The 22425-nt window shown below is 68.4% G+C and carries 20 protein-coding genes and 1 pseudogene; 11 read left to right on the top strand and 10 right to left on the bottom strand.

Annotation, left to right across the window (positions count from 1 at the left end; genetic code table 11):
* Nucleotides 1-241: 241 nt before the first annotated feature.
* From K2O50_RS08615 to alkB, 5 genes are all read left to right on the top strand, one after another.
* Entirely contained in the window at nucleotides 242-595 is a 354-nt protein-coding gene (locus K2O50_RS08615) for a hypothetical protein (RefSeq protein ID WP_050704753.1), read from the top strand.
* A 246-nt stretch (nucleotides 596-841) separates the two neighbouring features.
* Nucleotides 842-1552, top strand: a complete 711-nt coding sequence (locus tag K2O50_RS08610; RefSeq protein WP_050704752.1) for a FadR/GntR family transcriptional regulator — start codon at nucleotides 842-844, stop codon at nucleotides 1550-1552.
* A gap of 100 nt (nucleotides 1553-1652) precedes the next feature.
* Nucleotides 1653-2846: an L-2-hydroxyglutarate oxidase gene (lhgO, locus tag K2O50_RS08605; RefSeq protein WP_050704751.1), complete on the top strand. Its 1194-nt coding sequence runs from the start codon at nucleotides 1653-1655 to the stop codon at nucleotides 2844-2846.
* 46 nt (nucleotides 2847-2892) lie between these two features.
* Nucleotides 2893-4221, top strand: coding sequence for an MFS transporter (locus K2O50_RS08600; protein WP_050704750.1), 1329 nt, complete (start codon nucleotides 2893-2895; stop codon nucleotides 4219-4221).
* 288 nt (nucleotides 4222-4509) lie between these two features.
* Nucleotides 4510-5154 (top strand): DNA oxidative demethylase AlkB, encoded by a 645-nt coding sequence (gene alkB / locus K2O50_RS08595; protein WP_198744761.1) that lies wholly within the window; start codon nucleotides 4510-4512, stop codon nucleotides 5152-5154.
* A gap of 9 nt (nucleotides 5155-5163) precedes the next feature.
* Here alkB and K2O50_RS08590 read toward each other — a convergent pair whose 3' ends face one another.
* The 10 genes and pseudogenes from K2O50_RS08590 to K2O50_RS26875 all read right to left on the bottom strand — a co-directional run.
* The gene (locus tag K2O50_RS08590; RefSeq protein WP_050705808.1) at nucleotides 5164-6126 is read right to left on the bottom strand and encodes a LysR family transcriptional regulator; all 963 of its coding nucleotides are present in this window, start codon (nucleotides 6124-6126) and stop codon (nucleotides 5164-5166) included.
* A gap of 57 nt (nucleotides 6127-6183) precedes the next feature.
* Nucleotides 6184-7143 (bottom strand): peptidylprolyl isomerase, encoded by a 960-nt coding sequence (locus K2O50_RS08585; RefSeq protein WP_050705809.1) that lies wholly within the window; start codon nucleotides 7141-7143, stop codon nucleotides 6184-6186.
* A complete protein-coding gene (locus tag K2O50_RS08580) occupies nucleotides 7140-7616 on the bottom strand; it encodes a YbjN domain-containing protein (protein WP_050705810.1) in 477 nt (158 codons plus the stop codon). Before K2O50_RS08580 ends, K2O50_RS08585 begins: the two co-directional genes overlap by 4 nt.
* A 28-nt stretch (nucleotides 7617-7644) precedes the next feature.
* The gene (locus tag K2O50_RS08575; RefSeq protein WP_050705811.1) at nucleotides 7645-8292 is read right to left on the bottom strand and encodes a hypothetical protein; all 648 of its coding nucleotides are present in this window, start codon (nucleotides 8290-8292) and stop codon (nucleotides 7645-7647) included.
* 15 nt (nucleotides 8293-8307) lie between these two features.
* Entirely contained in the window at nucleotides 8308-10008 is a 1701-nt protein-coding gene (locus tag K2O50_RS08570) for a putative porin (RefSeq protein WP_050705812.1), read from the bottom strand.
* Nucleotides 10009-10046: 38 nt separating this feature from the next.
* Nucleotides 10047-10721, bottom strand: a complete 675-nt coding sequence (locus K2O50_RS08565) for an energy transducer TonB (protein WP_259470170.1) — start codon at nucleotides 10719-10721, stop codon at nucleotides 10047-10049.
* Between the two features lie 8 nt (nucleotides 10722-10729).
* The gene (locus K2O50_RS08560) at nucleotides 10730-11155 is read right to left on the bottom strand and encodes a biopolymer transporter ExbD (RefSeq protein ID WP_050707632.1); all 426 of its coding nucleotides are present in this window, start codon (nucleotides 11153-11155) and stop codon (nucleotides 10730-10732) included.
* Nucleotides 11156-11165: 10 nt separating this feature from the next.
* Nucleotides 11166-12971: a DUF2341 domain-containing protein gene (locus tag K2O50_RS08555; RefSeq protein ID WP_050707631.1), complete on the bottom strand. Its 1806-nt coding sequence runs from the start codon at nucleotides 12969-12971 to the stop codon at nucleotides 11166-11168.
* A gap of 33 nt (nucleotides 12972-13004) precedes the next feature.
* Nucleotides 13005-14543, bottom strand: a complete 1539-nt coding sequence (locus K2O50_RS08550; protein WP_276554494.1) for a ShlB/FhaC/HecB family hemolysin secretion/activation protein — start codon at nucleotides 14541-14543, stop codon at nucleotides 13005-13007.
* 292 nt (nucleotides 14544-14835) lie between these two features.
* A pseudogene (locus K2O50_RS26875) lies at nucleotides 14836-14935 on the bottom strand (transposase); the annotation flags it as partial.
* 599 nt (nucleotides 14936-15534) lie between these two features.
* Between K2O50_RS26875 and K2O50_RS08540 the strand changes: the two are divergent.
* Genes K2O50_RS08540 through K2O50_RS08515 form a run of 6 tightly spaced genes read left to right on the top strand, consistent with a single transcriptional unit; the run spans nucleotide 15535 to nucleotide 22339 of the window.
* The gene (locus K2O50_RS08540; RefSeq protein ID WP_050706542.1) at nucleotides 15535-16494 is read left to right on the top strand and encodes a MoxR family ATPase; all 960 of its coding nucleotides are present in this window, start codon (nucleotides 15535-15537) and stop codon (nucleotides 16492-16494) included.
* A 3-nt stretch (nucleotides 16495-16497) separates the two neighbouring features.
* Complete coding sequence (locus tag K2O50_RS08535; protein ID WP_050706543.1) at nucleotides 16498-17442, top strand: DUF58 domain-containing protein; 945 nt, start codon at nucleotides 16498-16500, stop codon at nucleotides 17440-17442.
* Nucleotides 17439-17933: a DUF4381 domain-containing protein gene (locus K2O50_RS08530; RefSeq protein ID WP_050706544.1), complete on the top strand. Its 495-nt coding sequence runs from the start codon at nucleotides 17439-17441 to the stop codon at nucleotides 17931-17933. The genes K2O50_RS08535 and K2O50_RS08530 overlap by 4 nt, the downstream gene beginning before the upstream one ends.
* The gene (locus tag K2O50_RS08525) at nucleotides 17926-19002 is read left to right on the top strand and encodes a VWA domain-containing protein (protein WP_050706545.1); all 1077 of its coding nucleotides are present in this window, start codon (nucleotides 17926-17928) and stop codon (nucleotides 19000-19002) included. Before K2O50_RS08530 ends, K2O50_RS08525 begins: the two co-directional genes overlap by 8 nt.
* Complete coding sequence (locus tag K2O50_RS08520) at nucleotides 18999-20717, top strand: tetratricopeptide repeat protein (protein WP_050706546.1); 1719 nt, start codon at nucleotides 18999-19001, stop codon at nucleotides 20715-20717. The genes K2O50_RS08525 and K2O50_RS08520 overlap by 4 nt, the downstream gene beginning before the upstream one ends.
* Nucleotides 20714-22339, top strand: coding sequence for a BatD family protein (locus tag K2O50_RS08515; RefSeq protein WP_220689990.1), 1626 nt, complete (start codon nucleotides 20714-20716; stop codon nucleotides 22337-22339). The genes K2O50_RS08520 and K2O50_RS08515 overlap by 4 nt, the downstream gene beginning before the upstream one ends.
* The last annotated feature ends 86 nt before the right edge of the window (nucleotides 22340-22425 follow it).

Genomic DNA, 22425 nt, shown 5'->3' with positions numbered 1-22425 from the left:
GTGAAGCGTCGCGTACGTCCGCCGTGTACGGATCAACGATAGCCAACCCGCGGCAAGCCGGACGGTAAAACCAGGCGTTGGACACGAGCGTCATGTCCACCGACTGGGGAGCTTAACGACTGAACGGTCACTACGGCTTGCAGCGCTGCGACAATTTCGGTCAATGCGCGGTAACTTTACGTTTATCGCGGCCGCCAAGGCTGTCAGAATTCCTTTCCCTTGCCATTGACCCGAGCCGCCCATGCAACTGAAAACCGCCCTGCTCTTCGCCACCCCCTGTGACGATGAGGAAGACAACATGGCGACCCTGTGCTGCCACAGCGACAAGGGCCAGATGTTCCTGCTGACCCGTTACCCGGACGAGGACACCGTCGACCTGACCCTGGATGACGAGCCGTCGACCCTGGACGGGCTGAAGGTGACCCTGAGCGCGCAGCGGCTGCTGATCGAGGTGGCGGCTGGGGATCGTGATGCGCTGAAGGGGGATGAGGAACTGGAGATCATCCTGACCAGCGCCGGAACCGACCTGGATGAAGTGGCGCTGACCTTGCGCAATATCCTCGACGGGACCGGGACGTTCGTGTCCGAGCTCTGAGCCCGGCGCATCGCCCTCTTACGAACAAAACGTAATTTTCTGACTTGACCAGGACAGCGTGGGAGCGGGCTTGACCCGCGATCACCGGCGAAGCCGGTGCCATACACCCCATCGCGGGGCAAGCCCGCTCCCACGCCGGATACTTACAGCGCAGCTCCGATCCCCTACAGAAACACTGGCAGCATTGACAGCTGGCCATCAGAGCAGGCATTGTCTGACAACCTGACCAACAAGAAACCTCTGTCCATGCTCCAGCTCCAGCGCCCCGACACCCTCGTCGAACGGGTCGTCAGTGCCATCCGCGCCGAGATCGATTCCGGCCGCCTGGCCGCCGAATCGCGCCTGCCCACCGAACAGCAACTGGCTGAACAGCTCAATGTCAGCCGCTCGGTGGTGCGCGAGGCCGTGGCGCAGCTCAAGGCCGACGGGGTGCTGATCGCCCGCCGCGGGCTCGGCTCGTACATCTCGCAGACGCCCAGCGGCACGGTGTTCCGCTTCCCCGGCAGCCAGGGGCGCAAGCCGGACCTGGTGCAGATGTTCGAGATGCGCCTGTGGATCGAGACCCAGGCCGCCGCCATCGCCGCCCGCCGCCGCGACGCCGACGACCTCGCGCGCATGGCCAGCGCCCTGGGCACCATGGAAGACCCGCGCAGCGACTTCGCCACGGCCTCGGCCGCCGACGTGGCCTTCCACCGCGCCATCGCCGAAGCCAGCAAGAACGACTACTTCGTCGCCTTCCACGATTTCCTCGGCGGCCAGTTGGCCGCCGCGCGCCGCACCGCCTGGGAAAACTCCGCCACCCCGGCGGTGGGCGGCTCGGCCGATGCCCTGCGCGAGCACCGGGCGCTGTACCAGGCCATCGCCGACGGCGACCGCCAGGCGGCGGCCGGCTGCGCCGAAGCCCACCTGCGCGCTTCGGCCAAGCGCCTGAAACTCGACCTTCCCGATCTCGACTGACCCCGGAGAACCCCATCGGCCTGGCGAGGCTTTCACGCGCACCACTTAGTCTGACAACCTGATAAGCAGATTCACCGACAAGAATACCAAGGTACCCTGCATGACCTACGACTACTGCATCATCGGTGGTGGCATCGTCGGCCTCGCCACCGCGATGGCCCTGCTCGAACAACGCCCCGGCGCTTCGCTGCTGATCCTGGAAAAAGAGGCCAGCCTCGGCCGCCACCAGACCGGCCACAACAGCGGCGTGATCCATGCCGGCATCTACTATGCGCCCGGCAGCCTCAAGGCCGACCTGTGCAAGCGCGGCGCCCAGGCCACCAAGGACTTCTGCAGCGCGCACGGCATCGCCTTCGAGGTCTGCGGCAAGCTGCTGGTGGCCTCCAACGACCTGGAGGTGCAGCGCATGCAGGCGCTGTACGAGCGCTCCCAGCAGAATGGCCTGAAGGTCGAGCGCCTGGATGCCGGTGTCCTGCGCGAGCGGGAACCGAACATCGTCGGCAAGGGCGCGTTGTTCCTCGATGCCACCGGCATCGTCGACTACCAGCAGGTGTGCGACGCCATGGCCAGGGTGATCCGCCAGGCCGGCGGCGAACTGCGCCTGTCCACCACTGTGCGCGCCATCCAGGAACATGCCGATCATGTCGCGATCAGCGCCGACGGCGATGCCTGGCGCGCCCGCCAGCTGGTGGCCTGTGCCGGCCTGCAGTCCGACCGCCTGGCCCGTCTGGCAGGCGTGAAGATCGACCATCAGATCATCCCCTTCCGCGGCGAGTACTACCGCCTGCCGGCGAGCAAGAACCAGATCGTCAACCACCTGATCTATCCGATTCCCGACCCGGAGCTGCCGTTCCTCGGCGTGCACCTGACGCGGATGATCGACGGCAGCGTCACCGTAGGGCCCAACGCGGTGCTCGGTTTCGGCCGGGAGAACTACCGCAAGTTCTCGGTGAACTGGCGCGATGTCGCCGAGTACGCCCGCTTCCCGGGTTTCTGGAAAACCATCTGGAACAACCTCGGCTCCGGCACCACCGAGATGAAGAACTCGCTGTTCAAGCGCGGCTATCTGGAGCAGTGCCGCAAGTATTGCCCGTCCCTCGAAGTCGAGGACCTGCTGCCCTATGAAGCCGGCATCCGCGCCCAGGCGGTGATGCGCGACGGCACCCTGGTGCACGACTTCCTGTTCGCCGAGACGCCACGCATGGTGCATGTGTGCAATGCGCCATCGCCCGCCGCCACCTCGGCCATCCCCATCGGCCAGATGATCGCCGAGAAGATTCTCCAGGCCCGCTGATCCACCCGTTGCATCCACAATTACAAAGACAACAAGGAAACCCCCCATGTCGGTACACGAGACGGCCCTGGCCGCGAGCGAAACCCCCGAACAGCAACGCAAGCGCCTGCGCAAGGTAGCGGCGGCGACCATCTTCGGCTCGATGCTGGAGTGGTACGACTTCTACCTCTACGCCACCATGGCGGCGATCGTCTTCTCGAAGATCTTCTTCGACCCGAGCAACCCGGCGGTGGCCTCGCTGCTGGCGTTCTCCACCTTCGCCATCGGTTTTATCGCCCGCCCCTTCGGCGGCGTGCTGTTCGGCTATCTGGGCGACCGCTTCGGACGCAAGCACGTACTGGTGATCACCTTCTGCATGATGGGCCTGTGCACCATGCTGATCGGCCTGATCCCCGGCTACGCCACCATCGGCATCTGGGCACCGATCCTGCTGGTGATCATCCGCATCATCCAGGGCCTGGGCGCCGGCGCCGAACTGTCCGGCGCGGCGGTGACCTCCTACGAGCACGCCAGCGAAGGCAAGCGCGGCAGCCAGGGCGCCTGGCCGGCGCTGGGGCTGAACCTGGGCCTGCTGCTGTCGTCGCTGACCGTGTACCTGCTGACCATGAACGGCAACGAGTTCCTGCTGGCCGGTGGCTGGCGCATCCCGTTCATCGCCAGCATCGCCCTGGTGGCGGTGGGCCTGTGGGTGCGCAAGAGCATCCCCGAGACCCCGGACTTCAAGGAACTGGACAAGGCCGACGACAAGCCGCAGGTGTCGCCGCTCAAGCTGCTGTTCAGGAATGACCTCAAGGGCCTGGCGGTGGTGTTCTTCGTGGCCGTGGGCTACAACGCCCTGAGCTACATCTTCAAGACCTTCTCGCTGGCCTACCTGACCCAGTTCAAGGGCGTCGAGGCCCATGTCACCTCGCTGTCGGTGACCCTGGCCAGCCTGGTGGCGATCTTTGCCGTGCCGTTCTTCGGCTGGCTGTGCGACAAGTGGAGCAGCAAGACCGTGCTGATGCTCGGCGGGCTGTTGTCGGCGCTGTTCGCCTTCCCGTTCCTGCAACTGCTGTCGACCGGCGAGCCGATGATGATCTACCTGGCCATCGCCGTGGGCACCGGGATCCTGGCGCCGATGATGTTCGCCCCGCAGGGCTCGTTCCTCAGCCGCCAGTTCCCGACCCAGACCCGTTCGTCGGGGTTCGGCACCGGCCGCGAGGTCGGCACCGCCGTGGCCGGTGGCCTGGCACCGCTGGGCGGGCTGGCGCTGGTTGCCGGGTCGGCGACTCATTCCACGGATGGCGTAGCCTTGATCCTGGCGGTGGCCGGGGTGCTGGTGGTGGTGTTTGCCTTCTTTGACCAGGGCTGGCGGCATTCGAAGTCGAAGAACTGACCTGGCGACAGACGGGTAAACCCGCTCCCACAGGTACTACGCCAACCTGTAGGAGCGGCCTTGTGCCGCGAAAGGGCCGCATAGCGGCCCCGGCAATTTCTGCGTCGGTGCTGACATCCTGGGGCTGCTTTGCAGCCCTTTCGCGGCACAAGGCCGCTCCTACACGTTGGCGTAGTACCCGCGAAGAGGACAATCCCGGGCATTGGCCAGGATTTCCCAGGTGGACCACCGCCAACTGCTGCCTCGGGAGGGTATAATGGCCCCCTCCCCAGGCAGCAGCCTCCAGACATGATCCAGTCCAGCCTCGATCTCTTCGACCCCCACCCCCAGCGCCTGGCGCGCCATACCCTGCTGCTGCCCGGCTTCGCCCTGCCCGAACTCGAAGCCCTGCTCGACGCCCTGCGCCCCGTGCTGCGCGCGGCACCGTTTCGTCACATGCACACCCCCGGCGGCCTGCGCATGGCCGTGGCCCTGACCAACTGTGGCGCGCTGGGCTGGGTCAGCGACGAGAATGGCTACCGCTACACCCCCATCGACCCGGTCAGCGCAAAACCCTGGCCCGCCCTGCCCCCGCTGCTGGTCGACCTGGCCACCCGCGCCGCCGCGCAAGCCGGCTTCGATGGCTTCGTGGCCGATGCCTGCCTGGTCAACCACTACCTGCCCGGTACCCGCCTGAGCCTGCACCAGGACCGCGACGAACAGGACTACGGGCAACCGATCGTCTCGATTTCGCTGGGCTTGCCTGCAGTATTTCTGTTCGGCGGGCTGCAACGCTCGGACCGCCCCCGGCACATCCCGCTGAGCCACGGCGATGTGCTCGTCTGGGGCGGCGAGGACCGCCTGCGCTTTCATGGCGTATTGCCGATCAAGCCGGGCGTGCACCCGCGCATGGGCGAGCGGCGGATCAACCTCACGCTGCGCAAGGCGGGATAAGCCGCCCGCCTACAGGCTGGCGAACCACTCGCGGCGCTCCTCGAACGCCGCCCGGATCGCCCCGACCATCACCTGCACCAGTGGATCGTCCTCGGTCTGCCCATTGACCGCCAGCCACACCCGCCGCCGCATCGGTTCGCGGAACAGGCCCGGCAGGGCCAGCAACCCGCGGTCCAGGTGCGTCGCATAGTGCGGCAGCAAGCCGACACTGGCGCTGCACTTGATCAGCTGGCAGTACATTTCGTAATCCTCGATCTGCGTCACCCCGGCCGAACGGGTCCGCAGCAACGCCTGCCAGGGCATCAGCGCCTGCACACCTGCCTCACCCTGCCACTGCACCAGCATGTAGTCCTGCAGGTCCGCCAGGCGGGTCGGTCGATTGGCCTCGCGGGCGTAGCGCTTGGCGATATGCGGCAGGTACTCGAGGCTGGCCAGGGCCTCGGGGGCGGCACCGGCAAAGCTGCCGGCGCGGGCACCGTGGCTGGCGTCGCCCAACCACAGGGCGACATCGGCGACCTGTTCGGGTACCTGGCGACCGTCGAGGGTGGCCACCTCCAGGCGCATGCCGGCATGCTGGCGCACGAAGTTGATCAGGTTGCGACCCAGCAGGTCCTGCAGCAGCGGTTCGGCCACGGCCAGGCGCACGCTGGCGCTTTGCTCTCGTGGCAGCGGCACGACCGGCTCGCGCGCCTGGAGTATCTGCAGCAGGCGCTCGCCCTGCTGGCTGAGCACCGGGTTGTTGTTGCGGTTGACGAACAGGCTGTAGCCCAGGCGCGCTTCCAGCGCCGCCAGGCGTTTGCGCAAGGCCACCGGCTTGAGGTTGAGCCGCCGCGCCGCCTGCATGAAGCAGCCACAGCGCGCGGTGACCAGGAAACAGTTCAGGGTCTGTTCGTCCAGGGCCAGCGGCACCTGGGGACGAACGACAGGCACGGCGGTATCCGGGGCTCGCTCCCGGGGCAGATCGATCGGCATTCCTCGCCTCCCGCGGGCCCGCCTGGGCAGGCCCGGTTCTTCCATGGTTGTTGGCGACTAGCGGCTGCTGCTCTCCAGCACCTGGTTCAGCGCCGCGCCATCGATACTCAGGGTGGCGGTGTCGAACATGCCCTCGACATAGGCCTTGGCCACCTGCTCCTGGCGCTGGGCACGCAGCAACTCGCGCAGGCGTGGCGCCACCTCCTCGAAGGTCGCCGCCCGGGCGGGCTGTTGCTCGACCAGCTTGATGATGTGATAGCCCGCCGCACTCTGCACCGGTTCGCTGACCGTGCCCACCTTGAGCTTGGGCACCACCCCGCGCACCTCTGGCAACAACTGCGCCAGCGCTTGCAGGCCGGTGTCGCCGCCGCCTGCGGCCGTGCCGGCATCCTGGGAGCGCTCGCGGGCCAGTGCGGCAAAGTCGGCATCGGCGGCCTGGGCCTGCTTGGCCAGTGCCTGGGCCTGCTTGCGCACGGCCTCGTCGTCCCTGGGGTTCTCCACCCGCAGGAAGATCTGGCTCAGGCGGTAGCGCACCGGCAACTGCAACCCGGCCTTGCCTGCCTCATAGGCCTGCTTGAGCTCCGCCTCGCCGGGATAGTCGTCGGGCACCTTGCTCACCGAGTTCAGGTAGTCGCGCAGGACGATCTGCTCGGTGGCCGCGCGGGTCTGCACCTGGATTTCCGGGCGCTGCAACCAGCCCTGGGCCTCGGCCTGCTGGTACAGGGCCTTTTCCGCCAGGCGAGCGCGGATCCAGGCCTCCAGTGCCGGGCGGTCGCCGCGCAGGCTGGCGCGGGCCTCTTCGGGCAACTGGGCGAACAGCGCCTTGAGCTCGCCGCTGCCGACCTGCTGCTCGCCCAGGCGCGCCAGTACCGGGCCGTTGTCGGCGGCCGCCAGGGCGGCGGGCGACGCCGGACGCGCCGCCGCCACCGGCTCGTCGCCCGGGCGCAAGGCCAGGGCGACCGCCACCGCGACAATGGCCAGCGCGCCGGCGCCGGCCCAGAAAGTGCGCGCCGTCACGAGGCGCGCTCTTCGTCGTGGGCGACCTGGGCGTTCTGCTGGTCGGCCACATTACGGCTGTAGTCACGCAGATAGACGATCAGCTCCTGCAGCAGCCGGTCCCACAGCACCAGGCTGCCCAGCAGGTGTTGCTGGCTGACGCCGTCGGCGACCACCACGTCCTGCTCCATCACCAGGAACTCGCCCTGCACCGACAGGCGGGCGAAGCGCCGGCTGGCATTCCAGTGCTCGGCCAGGCCCGCCGGCAGCTCGCCCTGGATACGCAGGGCACAGCTGAAGGTGAAGTCGAGGAATTCGCCCTCCTTGCCTGCGGCCCGGTTGCCGAAACGAACGGCATAACCCACGCCCTGGCTGGCGCTGAGCAACTGCACCACGGCGTTCTGCTCGGTGCGGTTGACCCGGCAGCCGGCATCCTGCAGCAGCTGGGTCAGGGAGTCGGCGCTAACGGTTTCGATCAGGGTGACTTCGGTCATGTGCTTACTTCCTTGCGTTGAGAAAACATCACTGGGTCACGCCCTTGGGGGCGTCGAACTGGCTTTCGTAGAGCTTGTCGCCGTAAGCCTGGGCCAGCTCCTCGAACTTGACCCGGGCGCCACCGGCAAAAGGCTGGCGCATCTTCATGACATCGGCGATATCGACCTTCTCGTAGGCGGCCAGCATCTCCTTGGCCACCCCGTACATCTGCTGGTTGCGGGCCTGGCATTGCTGCACCTGGCCATCACGTTCGCCCAGCTGCGCCTGCAGGGTGGCGCGTTCGCTTTCCTTGGTGCGCGCCATCGCCAGCAGCTCGTCATAGGCCTGCTTGTACTTGTGCAGTTGTTCGTTGCTGCTGGCCACCAGCGCCTGGGCCTGGCTGTGCACGGCCTGTTGCTGGCCGGCCAGTTGCTCGCTCTGGCCACGGGCCTTGGCCAGTTGCGCGGTCAGTTCGCGCACCTGGCCAAGGGCCGCGTCGCGCTGCTGCTCGGCCGCCTGGCGGGCGGCGCTGGCCTGGGCCTGCTCGCTCTGCAGGGCCTGCAGCTGTTGCGTGGTGCTGCGCAGCTGGGTGCGCAGGCGTTCCTCGAGGGTCTCGGCCGACGCCGAGGCCGCCAGGCTTGCGCCCAGGGCCAGCATCAACCAGGCGCAGCGGCGGCGATAAGCTCCCTTGTTCATGCCCGTGCTCCTTCCCTAGAACCGCGTGTTGACTTCAAGTTGTAGCACATCGATGTCAAACGGCGCGCCGTAGACCGCCTCGCTGCTCAACCAACGTGCTGTAGCGTAGACGTTGTCGGCCAGGCCGTAGTTGCCACCGAGGAAATAACCCTTGGCGTTGGTGCCGCCGAGGTGGAAGCTCGAGTCGTTGAAGCCGTCCGGCAGCGCGTCGGGTTCGATGCGCTTGTAACCGGCGAACAGGTTCCAGTCGCCGGCCTTGCGCATGTCCAGGGCGTTGCCCAGGGTGAACTGGAACATCCAGGCGTCGCCGCCACTCTTGATGTTGCCGTTCTCGTCGACGTTGTTGGCCAACTGCCCGGCCGAGCGCTTGCGCATGTCGCCCTCGTCGTAGGCCAGGTTGTGGATGTAGTTGGCCTGGCTGCGCAGCTTGAAGTCATGGGGCAGGTCGGCGTCCCACACCAGGTTCAGGTCGAGCAGCTCGAATTCCGAGGCAATGCCGACGAACTGCGGCTGCGGCGTGGCCGCCGGGTTAGCCGGGTTCGGCGTGATGTCGCGTAGCAGGAACACGGTGTTGCCCTTCTGCATGAAGGTCGGCCGGCTTTCATCGCTGTCGCAGGCCGGCTGGCCGTCCCACGGGGCGCAGGGGCTGGAGCGCTCGCCGGCGATGTCATCGAAGCGGTAGTAGGCCATCGCGCCCTTGAGCCGGTTGTGGTCGTTGAGCGCCCATTTCGCGCCCAGCTGCGCGCCGTACAGCCACTTGTTGTCACTGTCTTCCTTGTCCAGGCCGTTGCTTGTGGCGTTGTCGTCGCTGTACTGCACGGGGAATGCGCCGACGGTGCCGAACAGGCTGAGGTCGCGGCCCAGCGGCTGGTCGAACAGCGCCGCCACGCCATCGAAGTTGAGGTCGTGGGAATACAGGATGTCGGTGGACATGAACGGGTTGGCGATACGCCCGCCGGTCAGCGTCAGGCGCTCGCTGGGCGTCCAGGTGACGTAGCCCTGGTCGAGCCAGATGTCCTTCTTGCCGAAGCCGCCACCGAGGTTCTGGGTGGTCGAGACCGGGTTGTTGTTGGAGCCGGTGGCGACGCGGATGCCAGCCACCCAGTTGTCCGCCAGCTGCGCCTTGAGGCCGAAGCGCGCCCGCAGGCGCAGGAGGCTGTCGCGGTCCTCGCGGGTGTTGAGCAGCGGCGGCAGGCTCGAGCTGCTGTTGGGGTTGACGTCGTAAGGGCCCTTTTCGTTGAGCCTGGCGAAATCGACGATCTCGTTGCTGTTGCCGTCGGCATACGAGCGCGACTCGTAGCGCAGGCGCAGGTCGCCGTCGAAGCTGATGCGCGAGGCCCAGTCGGGGAAGGTGTTGGGCGCGGCCCAGTTTTCCTGCTTGGCAGTGTTCATCACCTCGGCCTTGATCTCGTCGCGGATCTGCTGGCGGACGATGGCCGGCACGTACTGCACGCGCACCTCGCCATTGGCGGCCGGGGCCTGGGCGACGATCGGCGCGGTGCTGGCGGCGACCCGCGCCTGCTGGGCCTCGCGTTCGGCCTGGGCGATCAGCGCGTCGGCCTTGTCCTGCTTGAGCACGCCCTGCTCCACCAGCAGGCGGATCAGGTTGACGGTCGCGTTCTCCGACGGCGCGGCGTGGACGACGGTCGGACCGACCGCGGTGGCGGCGGCCAGCAGGCCGAGCGCCAGGGTCAATCGGTTGACTGGGCACTTCATGGGTTTGCAACTCCTGTGGGTCAGTCGTGCTTCGTTGTTCATGGCCGGCGCCCCTGCAGGGCGATCTTCACCGGCAAGGTCAGGTTGGCGGGCGGACGCTGGTCGAGGGCGCGGGCGCCGCGCAGGGCGGCGAGCACCTGGGCGTCCACCTCTGGCTCGCCGCTGCCACGCAGCAGCTCGACACGGGTGATCTCGCCGGCGGCGCTGAGCCAGATCTCGGCCTGCAGGTTGAACACCAGGTTGCGCAGCTCGGGGTTGTCGCGCAGCAGGCGCTGGAAGGCGTAGGCCAGGTACTGGCTGTAGCTGCCACTGCCCAGCCCCCCGCCACCACCACCGGCCATGCCGCCGCCCTTGCCGGCGCCGACGTTGAAACTGTCGCCGCCCGCTTGCGCGTCGCCGTCCATCTGCATCGGCTCGGCCAGGTCCTGGGCCGGGTCGGGCGCCTCCTCGGCGGGCTTGACCTCCTCGGCCTCGGGCACCGGCTGCGGCTCGACGACCTTCTCCTCGACCGGCGGCTCGGGCTCCTTGGGCGGCTCGGGCGGGGGTGGCGGCGGAGGTGGTGGCAGCGGGATGATCGCCGGCACCTTGGGCGCCTCGCGGCGCACCCCGGCCATGTCGTTGGCCCACTGCCACAGCAGCCAGGCCAGGCCTGCGCCGGCAACGGCGAGCACGGCCCAGGTCAGCAGGCGGCGGGGGTTGGCTGTACGTTCCATGCCTGCGCTCATCCCTGGTTCGGCTTGCCGGTGACCAGCCCGACCTGGGCCAGTTCGAGACGGCGCAGCAGGTCGAGCACCTCGACCACCTTCTGGTACTGCACGCCCGCGTCGCCGCGCACGATCAGCGGGAAGTCCGGGTTGCGCGCCTTCTCGCTGCGCAGGCGGTCCTCCAGCTCCTGCAGCGTCACCGGGTAGGCGTCGAGGAACACCTGGCCGGCGTCGTTGATCGAGATCGCCTTGGTCTTGGGCTGGGCCAGCGACACCGTGGCGCTGGCCTTGGGCAACTGCACCTGGATCCCGGAGACCTGCGCGGTGGCGGTGAGGATGAACATCACCAGCACCACCATCAGCACATCCACCAACGGGGTGATGTTGATGCTGTCGACCGCGGCGTCGGCGTCGTCGTCATGGGCGTTGTTCACGGATGCCATGGCTGCGCCCTCACGCCGGAACCGACGGGTTGACGCTACGCCCGGCCGGACGCTGCGCCGCTTCACCGGCCTGGCCCTCGCCGTGCAGCTCGGCCAGGCGGGTGATGAACTCGTCGACGAACACCCGCATGTCGGCGCTGACCTCGCGGTTGCGCGTGGTCAGGCGGTTGTAGCCGAACAGCGCGGGGATGGCGACGAACAGGCCCATGGCAGTGGCCAGCAGCGCCGCGGCCATGCCCGGGGCGATAGCGTTGATGTTGACGTCGCCGGCCATGGCGGTGCCGAGGAACACCACCATGATCCCCAGCACCGTGCCCAGCAGGCCGATGTAGGGGCCGCCGGCGATGGCGTTGGACAGCGTCGACAGCCTCGACGACAACGCCTGGTTCTCGCGGGTGCGCACGCCGTCCATGGAGCAGCGGATGGCCTCGATGGTGGCAGCGGACACTGAGCTGGTGTCGGCGCCCTGGGCGCGGCGGGTGCGCAGCTCCTGCACGGCCACCAGGTACAGATGCCATAGCGAGGAGTCGGTCAGCCGCTTATGCAGGTCCTGATCGTCGGCGAACTGCTCCAGACGCGTGCCGACCGTGGCGAAGTGCTCGCGAAAGCGAGTGTTGGCGGCGGTGACGCGGTTGAGGGTGCGCTGCTTGCGCAGCATGATCACCCACGACTGCACCATCATCAGCACCAGGATGGCGATGATCACCCAGGCGTCCACCGGCACCGCCTTGAGCAGGAAGCCCAGGCCGCCGAAACCGAAGCCCGACTGTTCCTCGTCGACGCCATACGCCACCAGGCGCGACTCGGCGCCCTGGGCCAGCACGTCGGCCTGCAGGCTGGCCTGGCTGCGGGCCACGCGCGACAGGCGCAGTTCGTCCAGGGCACCGACGAACGGCGCGAAGTGACTGGCCGCCTCGCCTTCGGCCGCCGGCAGGTCGCCGCCGACGCCGATGGCACCACTGAAGGCCCCCAGGCTGGCGGCCAGGCGCGCCACCGGCTGGCCTTCGAGCAACAGGCTCAGGTTGCCGCCCTCGCCCAGCAGGGCCAGGTGTTGCCACTGGCCTGCGCTCACGGCCTGGTTGGCGCTGGCGCGCTGGCCGTCGACCTCGACGAACGGCACGCCCTGGGCCAGGCCCAGCAGCAGGCTGTGGCCGGCCTCGCGACGGGCCAGCAGCAACTGCTCGCCCACCGCCTGGTCCTGGCGCAACCAGGTGCTGAAGGTGAACGCCGCGCCTGCCGGCAGCTGCAGCGAGGCGCTGGCCGGCAGTTGCAGGCCCTGGCCGCCGAGCTGGATGGCCCGGCCGATCACTCCATCGACGCTGACCGTCGGGCCTTGCAACTGATTGCCATAGGGGCTGGCATCACGTGCGGTGGCACCGTCGAAGTGGTAGAGCGCGGTGTAGTCGGCGTCGAAGCTGGGCTGGCCAACAGGCGCCTGGGCTTTCGGGTTGCCGTAGTACATCCACAGGTCCTGGCGCTGGCCCGCCTCTATGCGAGGCACGTCCACCCAGATCAGCGCCATGCCCATCAGCGGATCGAACTGCTCGACGTGGTGGTTGAAGACGGTCTTGTCATCGGCGCCGACAAAGCGGATGTCGGCGCCGGTCTCGCTGACGCCGTCGAAGCTGAAGTTGCCGGTATGCAGGCGTACCAGCAGCGCGGTGCGGCCCAGCGCCTGGGTCAGGCCGGCGCCCTGGGGGGTGGTGTCCACGGCAATCTGCTTGCGGTACATCCAGTCGTCCTGCCACCAGGCGCTGGCGCTGCCCGGCAGGGCGAAGCCCAGGCACAGCAGCAAGGTCAATATCAGGCGTTGCATGAGAGGTCTCCAGGTCGATGCCGGTCAGTGAGTTCAGAAAGTCGCCTGCACGCTGAAGTGCACACGGGAAGCGTTCTTGTCGGTGTTGGGGCCATCCTTGAGCGGCACGGCCCAGTCGACGCTGCCGGACAGCCAGTCATTGAGCGTGGCGCGGGTGCCGACGCCGACACTGGCCAGGCTGTAGCGGTCGTCCTGCTCGGGCAGCGCGTCCTGCAGGCGCAGTTGGGCGCCTTCGGCGAACAGGTAGAAGCGCCAGTCGCTGATGTAGCTGCCGACGTAGCGGCCGATGGACGGGGTGCGCAGCTCCTGGGAGAACAGCAGGCCGTCGTCCCCGGTGCGCTCGGCGGCCAGGTAACCGCGCACCGAGGTGGCGCCACCCGCGGCGAACTGCTCGTTCGACACCAGCGGCCCCGAGGCCAGCTGGAAGGCCAGCTTCGAGGCGCTCTGCCAGGAGCCTGCGAAGTCGAAGGTGTAGCTGCCGTCGCCCTTGAGCGCGGCGAAGCTGGAATCGGCGCGATAGCGCTTGTAGTCGAACTCGGCGTCATCGCTGCCGTAGCCCAGCAGGCTGCGGGTACCGGCCACCAGGCTCAGGCCCAGGCTCAGCTGGTCCTGTTCGGTGAGGCGGTAGCCGGTGTAGCCCAGGGTGATCGGGGCGTACTTGAGCGGGACCTTGTCGCTGCTGCCGCCCAGACCGACCTGCTCGTCGAAGTCCTTGAAGTCCACGCCGATCGACAGGGCGTTGGCCCAGGCACCGACGCCCGGCAGGTTGTAGATTGCCGAAACGCCATAGGAATGGCCCTTGCCCAAAACGTTGGTGCCGCCCACCGTGGCGACGTTGCTGTCGGAGTGGTAGCCAGAGAACTGCACGGTCCAGCGCTCGTTGAGGGGCGCGGCGTAGGAACCGGACCAGACCTCGGCGTTGTCACGGTCCTGGGGCGCGGTGAACCAGGTCAGCGAGACGCTGTGGCCGGCCTGCCAGAGATTGTTGTAGCCCAGGCTGACGACGCTGCGCAGCTTCTCGGTATCGGCGCTGTGGTCGTTGTTCAGGCCCAGGCTCAGGTTCCAGGGCTGCTTGTCCTCGACCTGCAGGTCGACGTCCATGGTGCCTGGCCGCTGGCCTTCACGCACCAGCGGCATGACCTGCCGGCCCGGGGTGCGGTTGAGCGTGGCCAGTTCGTCCTGCACCTGGGCAAAGTCGGGCACCTTGCCCTCCTCCAGCGCCGGGACCTGCTCACGGATCTCCAGCGGCGAGTAATGCTTGGCACCCACCACCCGCACGCGGCCGACCTTGGTTTCGCTCACCTGCAGATAGACCACGCCGCCCTCGACCTTCTGCTCGGGCAGCTCGACGAACACCGACTGGTAGCCTCGGGCCTGGTAGCTTTTCTGCAGGGCCTCGCGGGCGCCTTCGAGGTCGGCCAGGGTCTTGTCCGGCCCCAGGTAGGGATAGACCGCCTCTTCGATGGCCTGGGCGTCGAGCACCGTATTGCCGCGCACCACGTATTCATTGATCTCGACCCGGCGCTGCGCCTCGTCCGCGACCACCTCGAGCGCCAGCAGGCACGACAGCAGCCCTGCGCCGATGGCGCATCGCTTGAAGAAAAAATGCTCCACACCGCCCCCTTGAGCGCCAGGAATTCGTTGGGTTTCTAGTGGTTTGCGTCAGGCGCGGCCTGACCTTGGTGACGTGCCAGCCAGCTGTGCAGCAGGGCCAGGTTGAGGCTGAACTCGGGCATCGCCTGCAAGCTTGCGCCGAGCACCTCGTCGACCATGCGCTGCAGCAGCGACACGGCCATGGCGCTGCCCAGCAGCACACCGAGGTCATGGCTGAACAGGCTGAAGTTCCACACCCGCGACTTCAGTTCCAGGCCGGCGAACCAGCGGAACAGCAGGTTGTAGTTGAGTTGCTCATAGAGCTGTTTCTCACTGGGTACCGAATACAGCAGCTGCAGCAGCAGCACGTGCATCAGCGTGTGCGGGGCGATGATCATGCCCTGCTGTTCGGCCAGCAGCGCCAGCGCAGGGCGGTGCTCGTCCAGCAAGGCCTCGATGCGCGGCTTCAGCTGCGCCAGCGAATGCCCGGGCGGCACACAACTGGCCACCTCGCGCAGCGCGCCCTGCCAGTCTTCCTGGGAGACGATCCAGACCCAGGGCGCGCCGTAGCGGTAGACCGAGACCGGCTGCTTGCGCGCGGCCTCGACGATCTTCGCCAAGCGCTGGTCGAGCTCCTGCATTCCCACCTTCGTGTAGCGTTCCATAGTCCCCATCGCCCCGCTCCCAGGCCGTTCCCCAAGGCTCGACCGGCCTGATGGCCAGATGCCTTGTCGGTATCCATGGCTTTGACGGGGGTGGCGCTTTGCTACCGAAGTTTTGTCATGAAAGGTTCATCAGCGGTCCAGGCTTGCGGGCGAACAGGTCGCAACATCTTCGGACCCCGTTCGCTGCTTTACACTAATTTTGCAAACCGCCATTGGTCCCCGCCCCCCCGGATGGATTAAAGTATCCACCCCCGCCCGGCCACCGCTCACAGCGCGCCAGGGCCCATCCCCAGGAACCGCCAACGATGGAACACCGTGAAGCGCTGATCGCGCTGCGCACCTTTCTCTCCTCCCAGATCCTCGGCCAGGAAAAACTGGTGGAGCGCCTGCTGATCGTGCTCCTGGCCGACGGCCACATGCTGGTCGAGGGCGCTCCGGGGCTGGCCAAGACCAAGGCCATCAAGGAGCTCGCCGAAGGCATCGAGGCGCAATTCCATCGCATCCAGTTCACCCCCGACCTGCTCCCGGCCGACATCACCGGCACCGAGATCTACCGCCCGGAAACCGGCAGCTTCGTATTCCAGCAAGGGCCGATCTTCCACAACCTGGTGCTGGCCGACGAAATCAACCGCGCCCCGGCCAAGGTGCAGTCGGCGCTGCTCGAAGCCATGGCCGAGCGCCAGGTCAGCGTCGGGCGCAGCACCTACGAGCTGTCGCCGCTGTTCCTGGTGATGGCCACGCAGAACCCGATCGAGCAGGAAGGCACCTACCCGCTGCCCGAGGCCCAGCTCGACCGGTTCCTGATGCACGTGAAGATCGGTTTCCCGGATGCCACCGTCGAGCGGCGCATTCTCCTGCAGGCCCGCGGCGAAGCCCTGGGCGGCGAAGTGAAGCCCGAGCGCCGGGTCAGCCAGCAGGCGATCTTTGCCGCGCGCAAGGAAATCCTCGGCCTGTACATGGCCGATGCGGTGGAGGAGTACCTGGTGCAGCTGGTCATGGCCACCCGCACCCCGGCCAAGTTCGACAGCGAGCTGGCCGACTGGATCGCCTACGGCGCCAGCCCCCGCGGCTCGATCGCCCTGGACCGCTGCGCGCGCGCCCACGCCTGGCTGGCCGGACGCGACTTCGTCAGCCCCGAGGATATCCAGGCGGTGCTGTTCGACGTGCTGCGCCACCGCATCATCCTCTCGTTCGAGGCCGAGGCGGCCGGGGTCGACCAGGACCGCGTGGTCCAGCGCATCCTCGACGTCGTCGCCGTCGCCTGACCCATGCCCACCACGCAGCTGGCAGAACCCGGCATCCGCATCGGCCTGGCCGACCTGATCGACATGCGCCACCGCGTGCGCGAGATCCAGCTGTTCTCCCGGCCCGGCCAGCGCAGCCCGCTGGTGGGCCTGCACCACTCCAAGCTGCGTGGCCGCGGGGTGGACTTCGACCAGGTGCGGGTCTATCAGGCCGGCGACGATGTGCGCAACATCGACTGGCGCGTCACCGCGCGCACCCAGGAACCGCACACCAAACTCTTCCACGAAGAGCGCGAGCGACCGATCTTCATCATGGTCGAGCAGAGCCAGCGGCTGTTCTTCGGCTCCGGGCTGATGTTCAAGTCGGTGCTGGCAGCGCAGGCCGCAGCCCTGTTCGGCTGGGCGGCGCTGGGCCACAACGACCGCATCGGCGGGCTGGTGTTCGGCGACAGCGAGCCCCACGAGATCAAGCCACGGCGCAGCAAGCAGAGCCTGCTGCAACTGCTCAATCGCCTGGCCAAGGTCAACCAGGCCCTGCACACCGAGGCCGTGCCGCAGCCCGACAGCCTGGGCCTGGCCCTGCGCCGGGCGCGCGAAGTGCTGCGCCCGGGCAGCCTGGCCATCGTCATCTGCGACGAGCGCGCCCTCAGTGCCGGCGTCGAGCAGCACCTGGCCATGCTCTCACGGCATTGCGACGTGCTGCTGATGCCGGTCAGCGACCCGCTCGACCATGCCCTGCCCGCCGCCGGCCTGCTGCGCTTCGCCCAGCGCGGCGCGCAACTGGAACTCGACACGCTGGATGCCAACCTGCGCCAGGCCTACCGCCAGCAGGCCGAAGCGCGCATCGAACGCTGGGAACTGCTGGCGCAGAAGCTGCGGGTGGTGTTGATGCCGCTGAGCACCCAGAGTGAGATGATCGAGCAACTGCGCGAGTACCTGAACGCGCAGCGCCCCGGGAGTGCCCGATGAATCCGCTGGACCAGCTGCAGCCGCTGATCGCGCCGCCGGCCATCGGCCTGTGGCCGCCCGCGCCCGGCTGGTGGCTGTTGCTGGCCCTGCTGCCGCTGCTCGGCTGGGGCGCCTGGCGCCTGCGTCGCTGGCGCCCGGGCAAGCGCAAGGTGGTGCGCGCCGAACTGCCGCTGGACCCGATCCGCGTCGAGGCCCTGGCCGAGCTGGCACGCCTGCCGCGCCCCTACGACGGCGCGCCGGCCGGCGCTTGGCTGCAGCAGATCAACGCCCTGCTCAAACGCCTGTGCCGCAACCAGTACCCAGGCGCCAACAGCCACACCCTCAGCGGCCGGAAATGGCTGGCGTTTCTCGACAACCGTTGCCCGGCCGCAGGCCTGACCCGCTGGATGGTGCTGGTCGAAGGCACCTACAAGCCCGAGTGCAAGCTCGACGACAAGGCCATCGCCGGGCTCGCCCAGGCGGTCGAAACCTGGATCCGCAAGCATGTTTGAACTGGCCTGGCCGTGGATCTTCCTGCTGTTGCCGCTGCCCTGGCTGGCGCGCCTGTTGCTGCCTGCCGCCGACAGCGGTGAGCCGGTGCTCAAGGTAGGCTTCCTTGATGAACTCGAAGGCCTGGCCGGGCGCCGCGCGCGGCTTAATCTGCCAACCTGGCGCCAGCAGGCGCCGTTCATCCTGATCTGGCTGCTGCTGTTGCTGGCCGCCGCCCGCCCGCAGTGGCTGGGCGATCCGCTGCCGGTGTCGGCCAGTGGCCGCGACCTGCTGGTGGCGGTGGACGTGTCGGGGTCCATGGACTTCCCCGACATGCAGTGGAAGGACGACGAGATCAGCCGCCTGGACCTGGTCAAGGCGCTGATGGGCGACTTTCTCCAGGACCGCCAGGGCGACCGCGTCGGCCTGATCCTGTTCGGCAGCCAGGCCTACCTGCAGGCCCCGCTGACCTTCGACCGGCGCACCGTGCGCACCTTCCTCGACGAGGCGCAGATCGGCATCGCCGGCAAGAACACCGCCATAGGCGACGCCATCGGCCTGGCGGTCAAGCGCCTGCGCCAGCGCCCGGCGCAGAGCCGGGTGCTGATCCTGATCACCGACGGCGCCAACAACGGCGGGCAGATCCACCCGCTGACCGCCGCACGCCTGGCCGCCCAGGAAGGCGTGCGCATCTACACCATCGGCATCGGCGCCAACCCCGAGGCCAGCGGCACGCCGGGCCTGCTCGGGCTGAACCCGAGCCTGGACCTGGACGAAGCCTCGCTCAAGGAGATCGCCGAGATCACCCACGGCACCTACTTCCGCGCCCACGACGGCGCCGAGCTGGGCGCCATCGGCGACACCCTCGACCAGCTGGAACCGGTGGCCCAGCAGCCGACCCAGGCGCGCACCGCCCACGCGTTGTACGCCTGGCCACTGGCCCTGGCGCTGCTGCTCAGCGTGCTGCTGGTGGTGGCCGTGCAGTGGCCGGACAACCTGCTGCAACGCTTGCTGCGCAAGCCACGCTTCCTGCAGCCCCACCCGGAATGGCGCCAGCGCCTCAAGCGCCTGCGCCTGAGGAGGAGGCGATGATCGAACTCTGGCCCCAATGGCTGCGCCCGCTCTGGCTGCTGGTGCTGCCCCTGCTCGGCTGGCTGCTGTTCAAGCTCTGGCACCGGCGCAAACGCGCCGGGCGCTGGCAGCTGATCCTGCCGCAGCCGTTCCATGCGGTCCTGCTCGGCGGCGGCAGCGGCAGCACCAGCAAGCTGCCGTGGATCGCCCTGGGCCTGGCCTGGCTGCTGATCGTCCTGGCCTTGCTCGGACCCAGCTGGCAGCGTCTGGAGGAAACCCGCCAACGCCCGGCCGACCCGCTGGTGATCCTGCTCGAACTGACGCCGCAGATGCTCGCCGAGGACAGCACGCCGAACCGCCTGGAACAGGCCCGGCGCAAGATCCTCGACCTGCTCGAGCACCGCCGCGACAGCCAGACCGCGCTGATCGTCTACGCAGGCTCCGCCCACACCCTGGTGCCGCTGTCCGATGACCTGGGCACCACGCGCAACCTGCTCGAGGCCGTCGACCCGTCGATCATGCCGCAGCCCGGCCAACGCGCCGACCTCGCCGTGCACAAGGGCCTGGCCCTGCTCGCCCAGAGCGGCCTCGGCCAGGGCCGGCTGCTGCTGATCGGTTCGTCATTGAGCGAGCCGGAGCGCGAAGGCATTCGCCAAGCCCTCGGGCGCCAGGGCCCGAGCCTGCTGATGCTGGGCGTCGGTAGCGGCGAAGGCGCGCCGGTGCGCCAGGCCAATGGCGAGTACCTGAAAGACGACCAGGGCGGCATCCTCCTGCCGCGCCTGGACAGCGCCTCGCTGAAGAGCTTCATCGGCTCGACCGGTGGACGCTACCGACACGCCCGCATCGACGACCTCGACCTGCGCGGCCTGGGCCTGTTCGACAACCCACGGCTGCTGCACAACGATGGCCAGACCCTGCAACTGGACAGCTGGGCCGACCAGGGCTACTGGCTGCTGCTGCCCCTGCTGCTGCTCGCCGCCTGCGCCGGCCGGCGTGGCTGGCTGTTCTGCCTGCCGCTGCTGCTGGCCTTGCCGCAACCGAGCCAGGCCTTCGAGTTCAACGACCTGTGGCTGCGCCCCGACCAGCAGGGTCAGCGCCTGCTGGAGCGGCAACGCCCGGCCGAGGCGGCACGGCACTTCGAGGACAGCCAGTGGCGCGGCATGGCCCTGTACCAGGCCGGCGATTTCGAAGGCGCCGCCGCCGCCTTCGCCCAGGCCGGCACCGCGGCCGCCCACTACAATCGGGGTAACGCCCTGGCCCGCGCCGGCGAACTGGAGGCAGCGCTGGACGCCTATGAGCAGGCCCTGGAACGCCAGCCCGACCTGAAGGCGGCACTGGACAACCAGGCCCTGGTCCAGCAACTGCTGCAACAGCGCCAGGCCAGCGCCGAGACACAACCGAACAACGCCGATGCCCAAGGCACCCCCGGCAACGAGACCGAAGGCAACAGCAGCTCGACCAGCAGCCAGGCCCAAGGCACGCCCGGCAGCGACGAACAGGCCCAAGGCCAGCAGAACGGCGACAGCCAGGGCAACACCCAGGCCCCACCCGGCGCTGCCGGCGGTGATGACGACAGCCTCACCCAGCCGCCCCAGCGGCCGCTCTCCACCAGCCTCGACGCCGAGCAGCGCCAGGCCCTGGAGCAATGGCTGCGGGAGATCCCCGACAATCCGGCGGAACTGCTGCGGCGCAAATTCTGGTACGAACAGCAATTGCATCAGGAAACCCCACGATGAGTCGCCTCGGCGTCTTTCTCCTAGGCCTGCTGTGGAGCCTCGCGGCCCAGGCCGAACCGATCCTGCAGGCCAGCGTCGACCGCACGCGCCTGGAAGCCGGCGAAACCCTGGAGCTCACCCTCGAGAGCCAGGACGTCACCCAGTTCGGCAAGCCCGACCTGCGCACTCTCGAGCCCGACTTCGAGGTGCGCGGCACGCGCCAGCTCAACAGCCTGCACACCCTGGACGGCGAGACCCGCGCCAGCACCCGCTGGATCATCACCCTGCTGCCCCGGCGCAGCGGCAGCCTGCGCATCCCCGAGCTGCAACTGGGCCAGTCGCGCAGCCAGGCCATCGAACTGCAGGTACAGCAAGCCGACAGCCAGCGCCCGGACGCGGCGGCGCAGGTGTTCGTCGAGGCCACCCTGGACAGCAGCGAGGTCTATGTCCAGGCCCAGGCCGTGCTGACCCTGCGCATCTACCATTCGGTGGCGCTGTACGACGACAGCAGCCTCAGCCCGCTGCAGCTGGAAAACGCCAAGGTCGACCCGCTGGGCGAGTCGCGCACCTTTGAGAAGGACATCAACGGCGTGCGCCACGGGGTGATCGAGACCCGTTATGCGATCTATCCGCAACAGAGCGGCAGCCTTGAAGTGCCGCCGCTGCGCTTCACCGCCACCGCCGCCGACAATGGCAAACAGCCGGCCGGCACGCCGCGGGTCGGCCACCAGGTGCAGGTCAGCTCGCTGCCGCTGCGCCTGACGGTCAAGCCGATCCCGGCCAGCTACCCGGCCGACCGCCCCTGGCTGCCGGCCCGCAGCCTGACCCTGGAAGAGCACTGGAACCCCGACCCGGAGCGTCAACCGACACAAATAGGCGACTCGCTGACGCGCAACATCACCGTGCGTGCCGAGGGCCTGTCGAGCACCCAGTTGCCACCACTGCCGGCCACCGAGGTCACCGGCCTGCGCCGCTACCCCGACCAGCCGTTGCTACGCAACGAGATCGGCGAGCGCGGCATGGTCGCCAACCGCGAGGAACGCGAGGCGCTGGTGCCGACCCACGCTGGCGACCTGGCCTTGCCGGCGCTGGAGGTGACCTGGTGGAACACCCGCGAAGACCACCTGGAGCACAGCAGCCTGCCGGCCCGCACCCTGAACGTGCAGGACAACCCGGCGCTGAGCGCCGACACGCCCGTCGGCGACGGCAACCTGAGCCCCGGCCCGCTCTGGCCCTGGCAGCTGGCCACGCTGGTCCTGGCCCTGACCACCCTGCTCGGCTTCACCCTGTGGTGGCGGGCCCGCTCGCAACCGGCGGTGCTGCGCGCGGCACAGACCGGCCCGAGCCCGCGCACGCTGCTCGACGACCTCAAGCGCGCCTGCCAGGCCAACGACCCGCAGGCCACCCGCCAGGCGCTGGACGCCTGGGCCCGGCAGCAGCCGGAAACCCTGGCCGAGATGGCGGCGCGCTTCGTGCCGTTGTCCGATGCGCTGGACGGGTTGAATGGCGCGCTGTACAGCGAGAGTGGCCAGTACTGGCACGGCGACGAGCTGTGGCGCGCGATCGGCGCGATTCCGCCGGTCGAGCAGGTGCTGGCGCCGTCGGGCGAAGCAGGTAGCCTGCCGCCGCTGTATCCCAAGTAGCCTCATCGCGGGGCCAGCCCGCTCCCACGGCCCCGCGATGAGTTACCATAGCGCCCTAATCCAAACGCCCCCTGCCGCCCACCCAA

This window comes from Pseudomonas sp. 2hn, assembly GCF_019646095.1.
In the GTDB taxonomy this organism is placed as follows: Bacteria; Pseudomonadota; Gammaproteobacteria; order Pseudomonadales; family Pseudomonadaceae; genus Aquipseudomonas; species Aquipseudomonas peradeniyensis.
The sequence above is the reverse complement of the archived record's forward strand: the minus strand, read 5'-3'. Positions and strand labels throughout refer to the sequence as shown.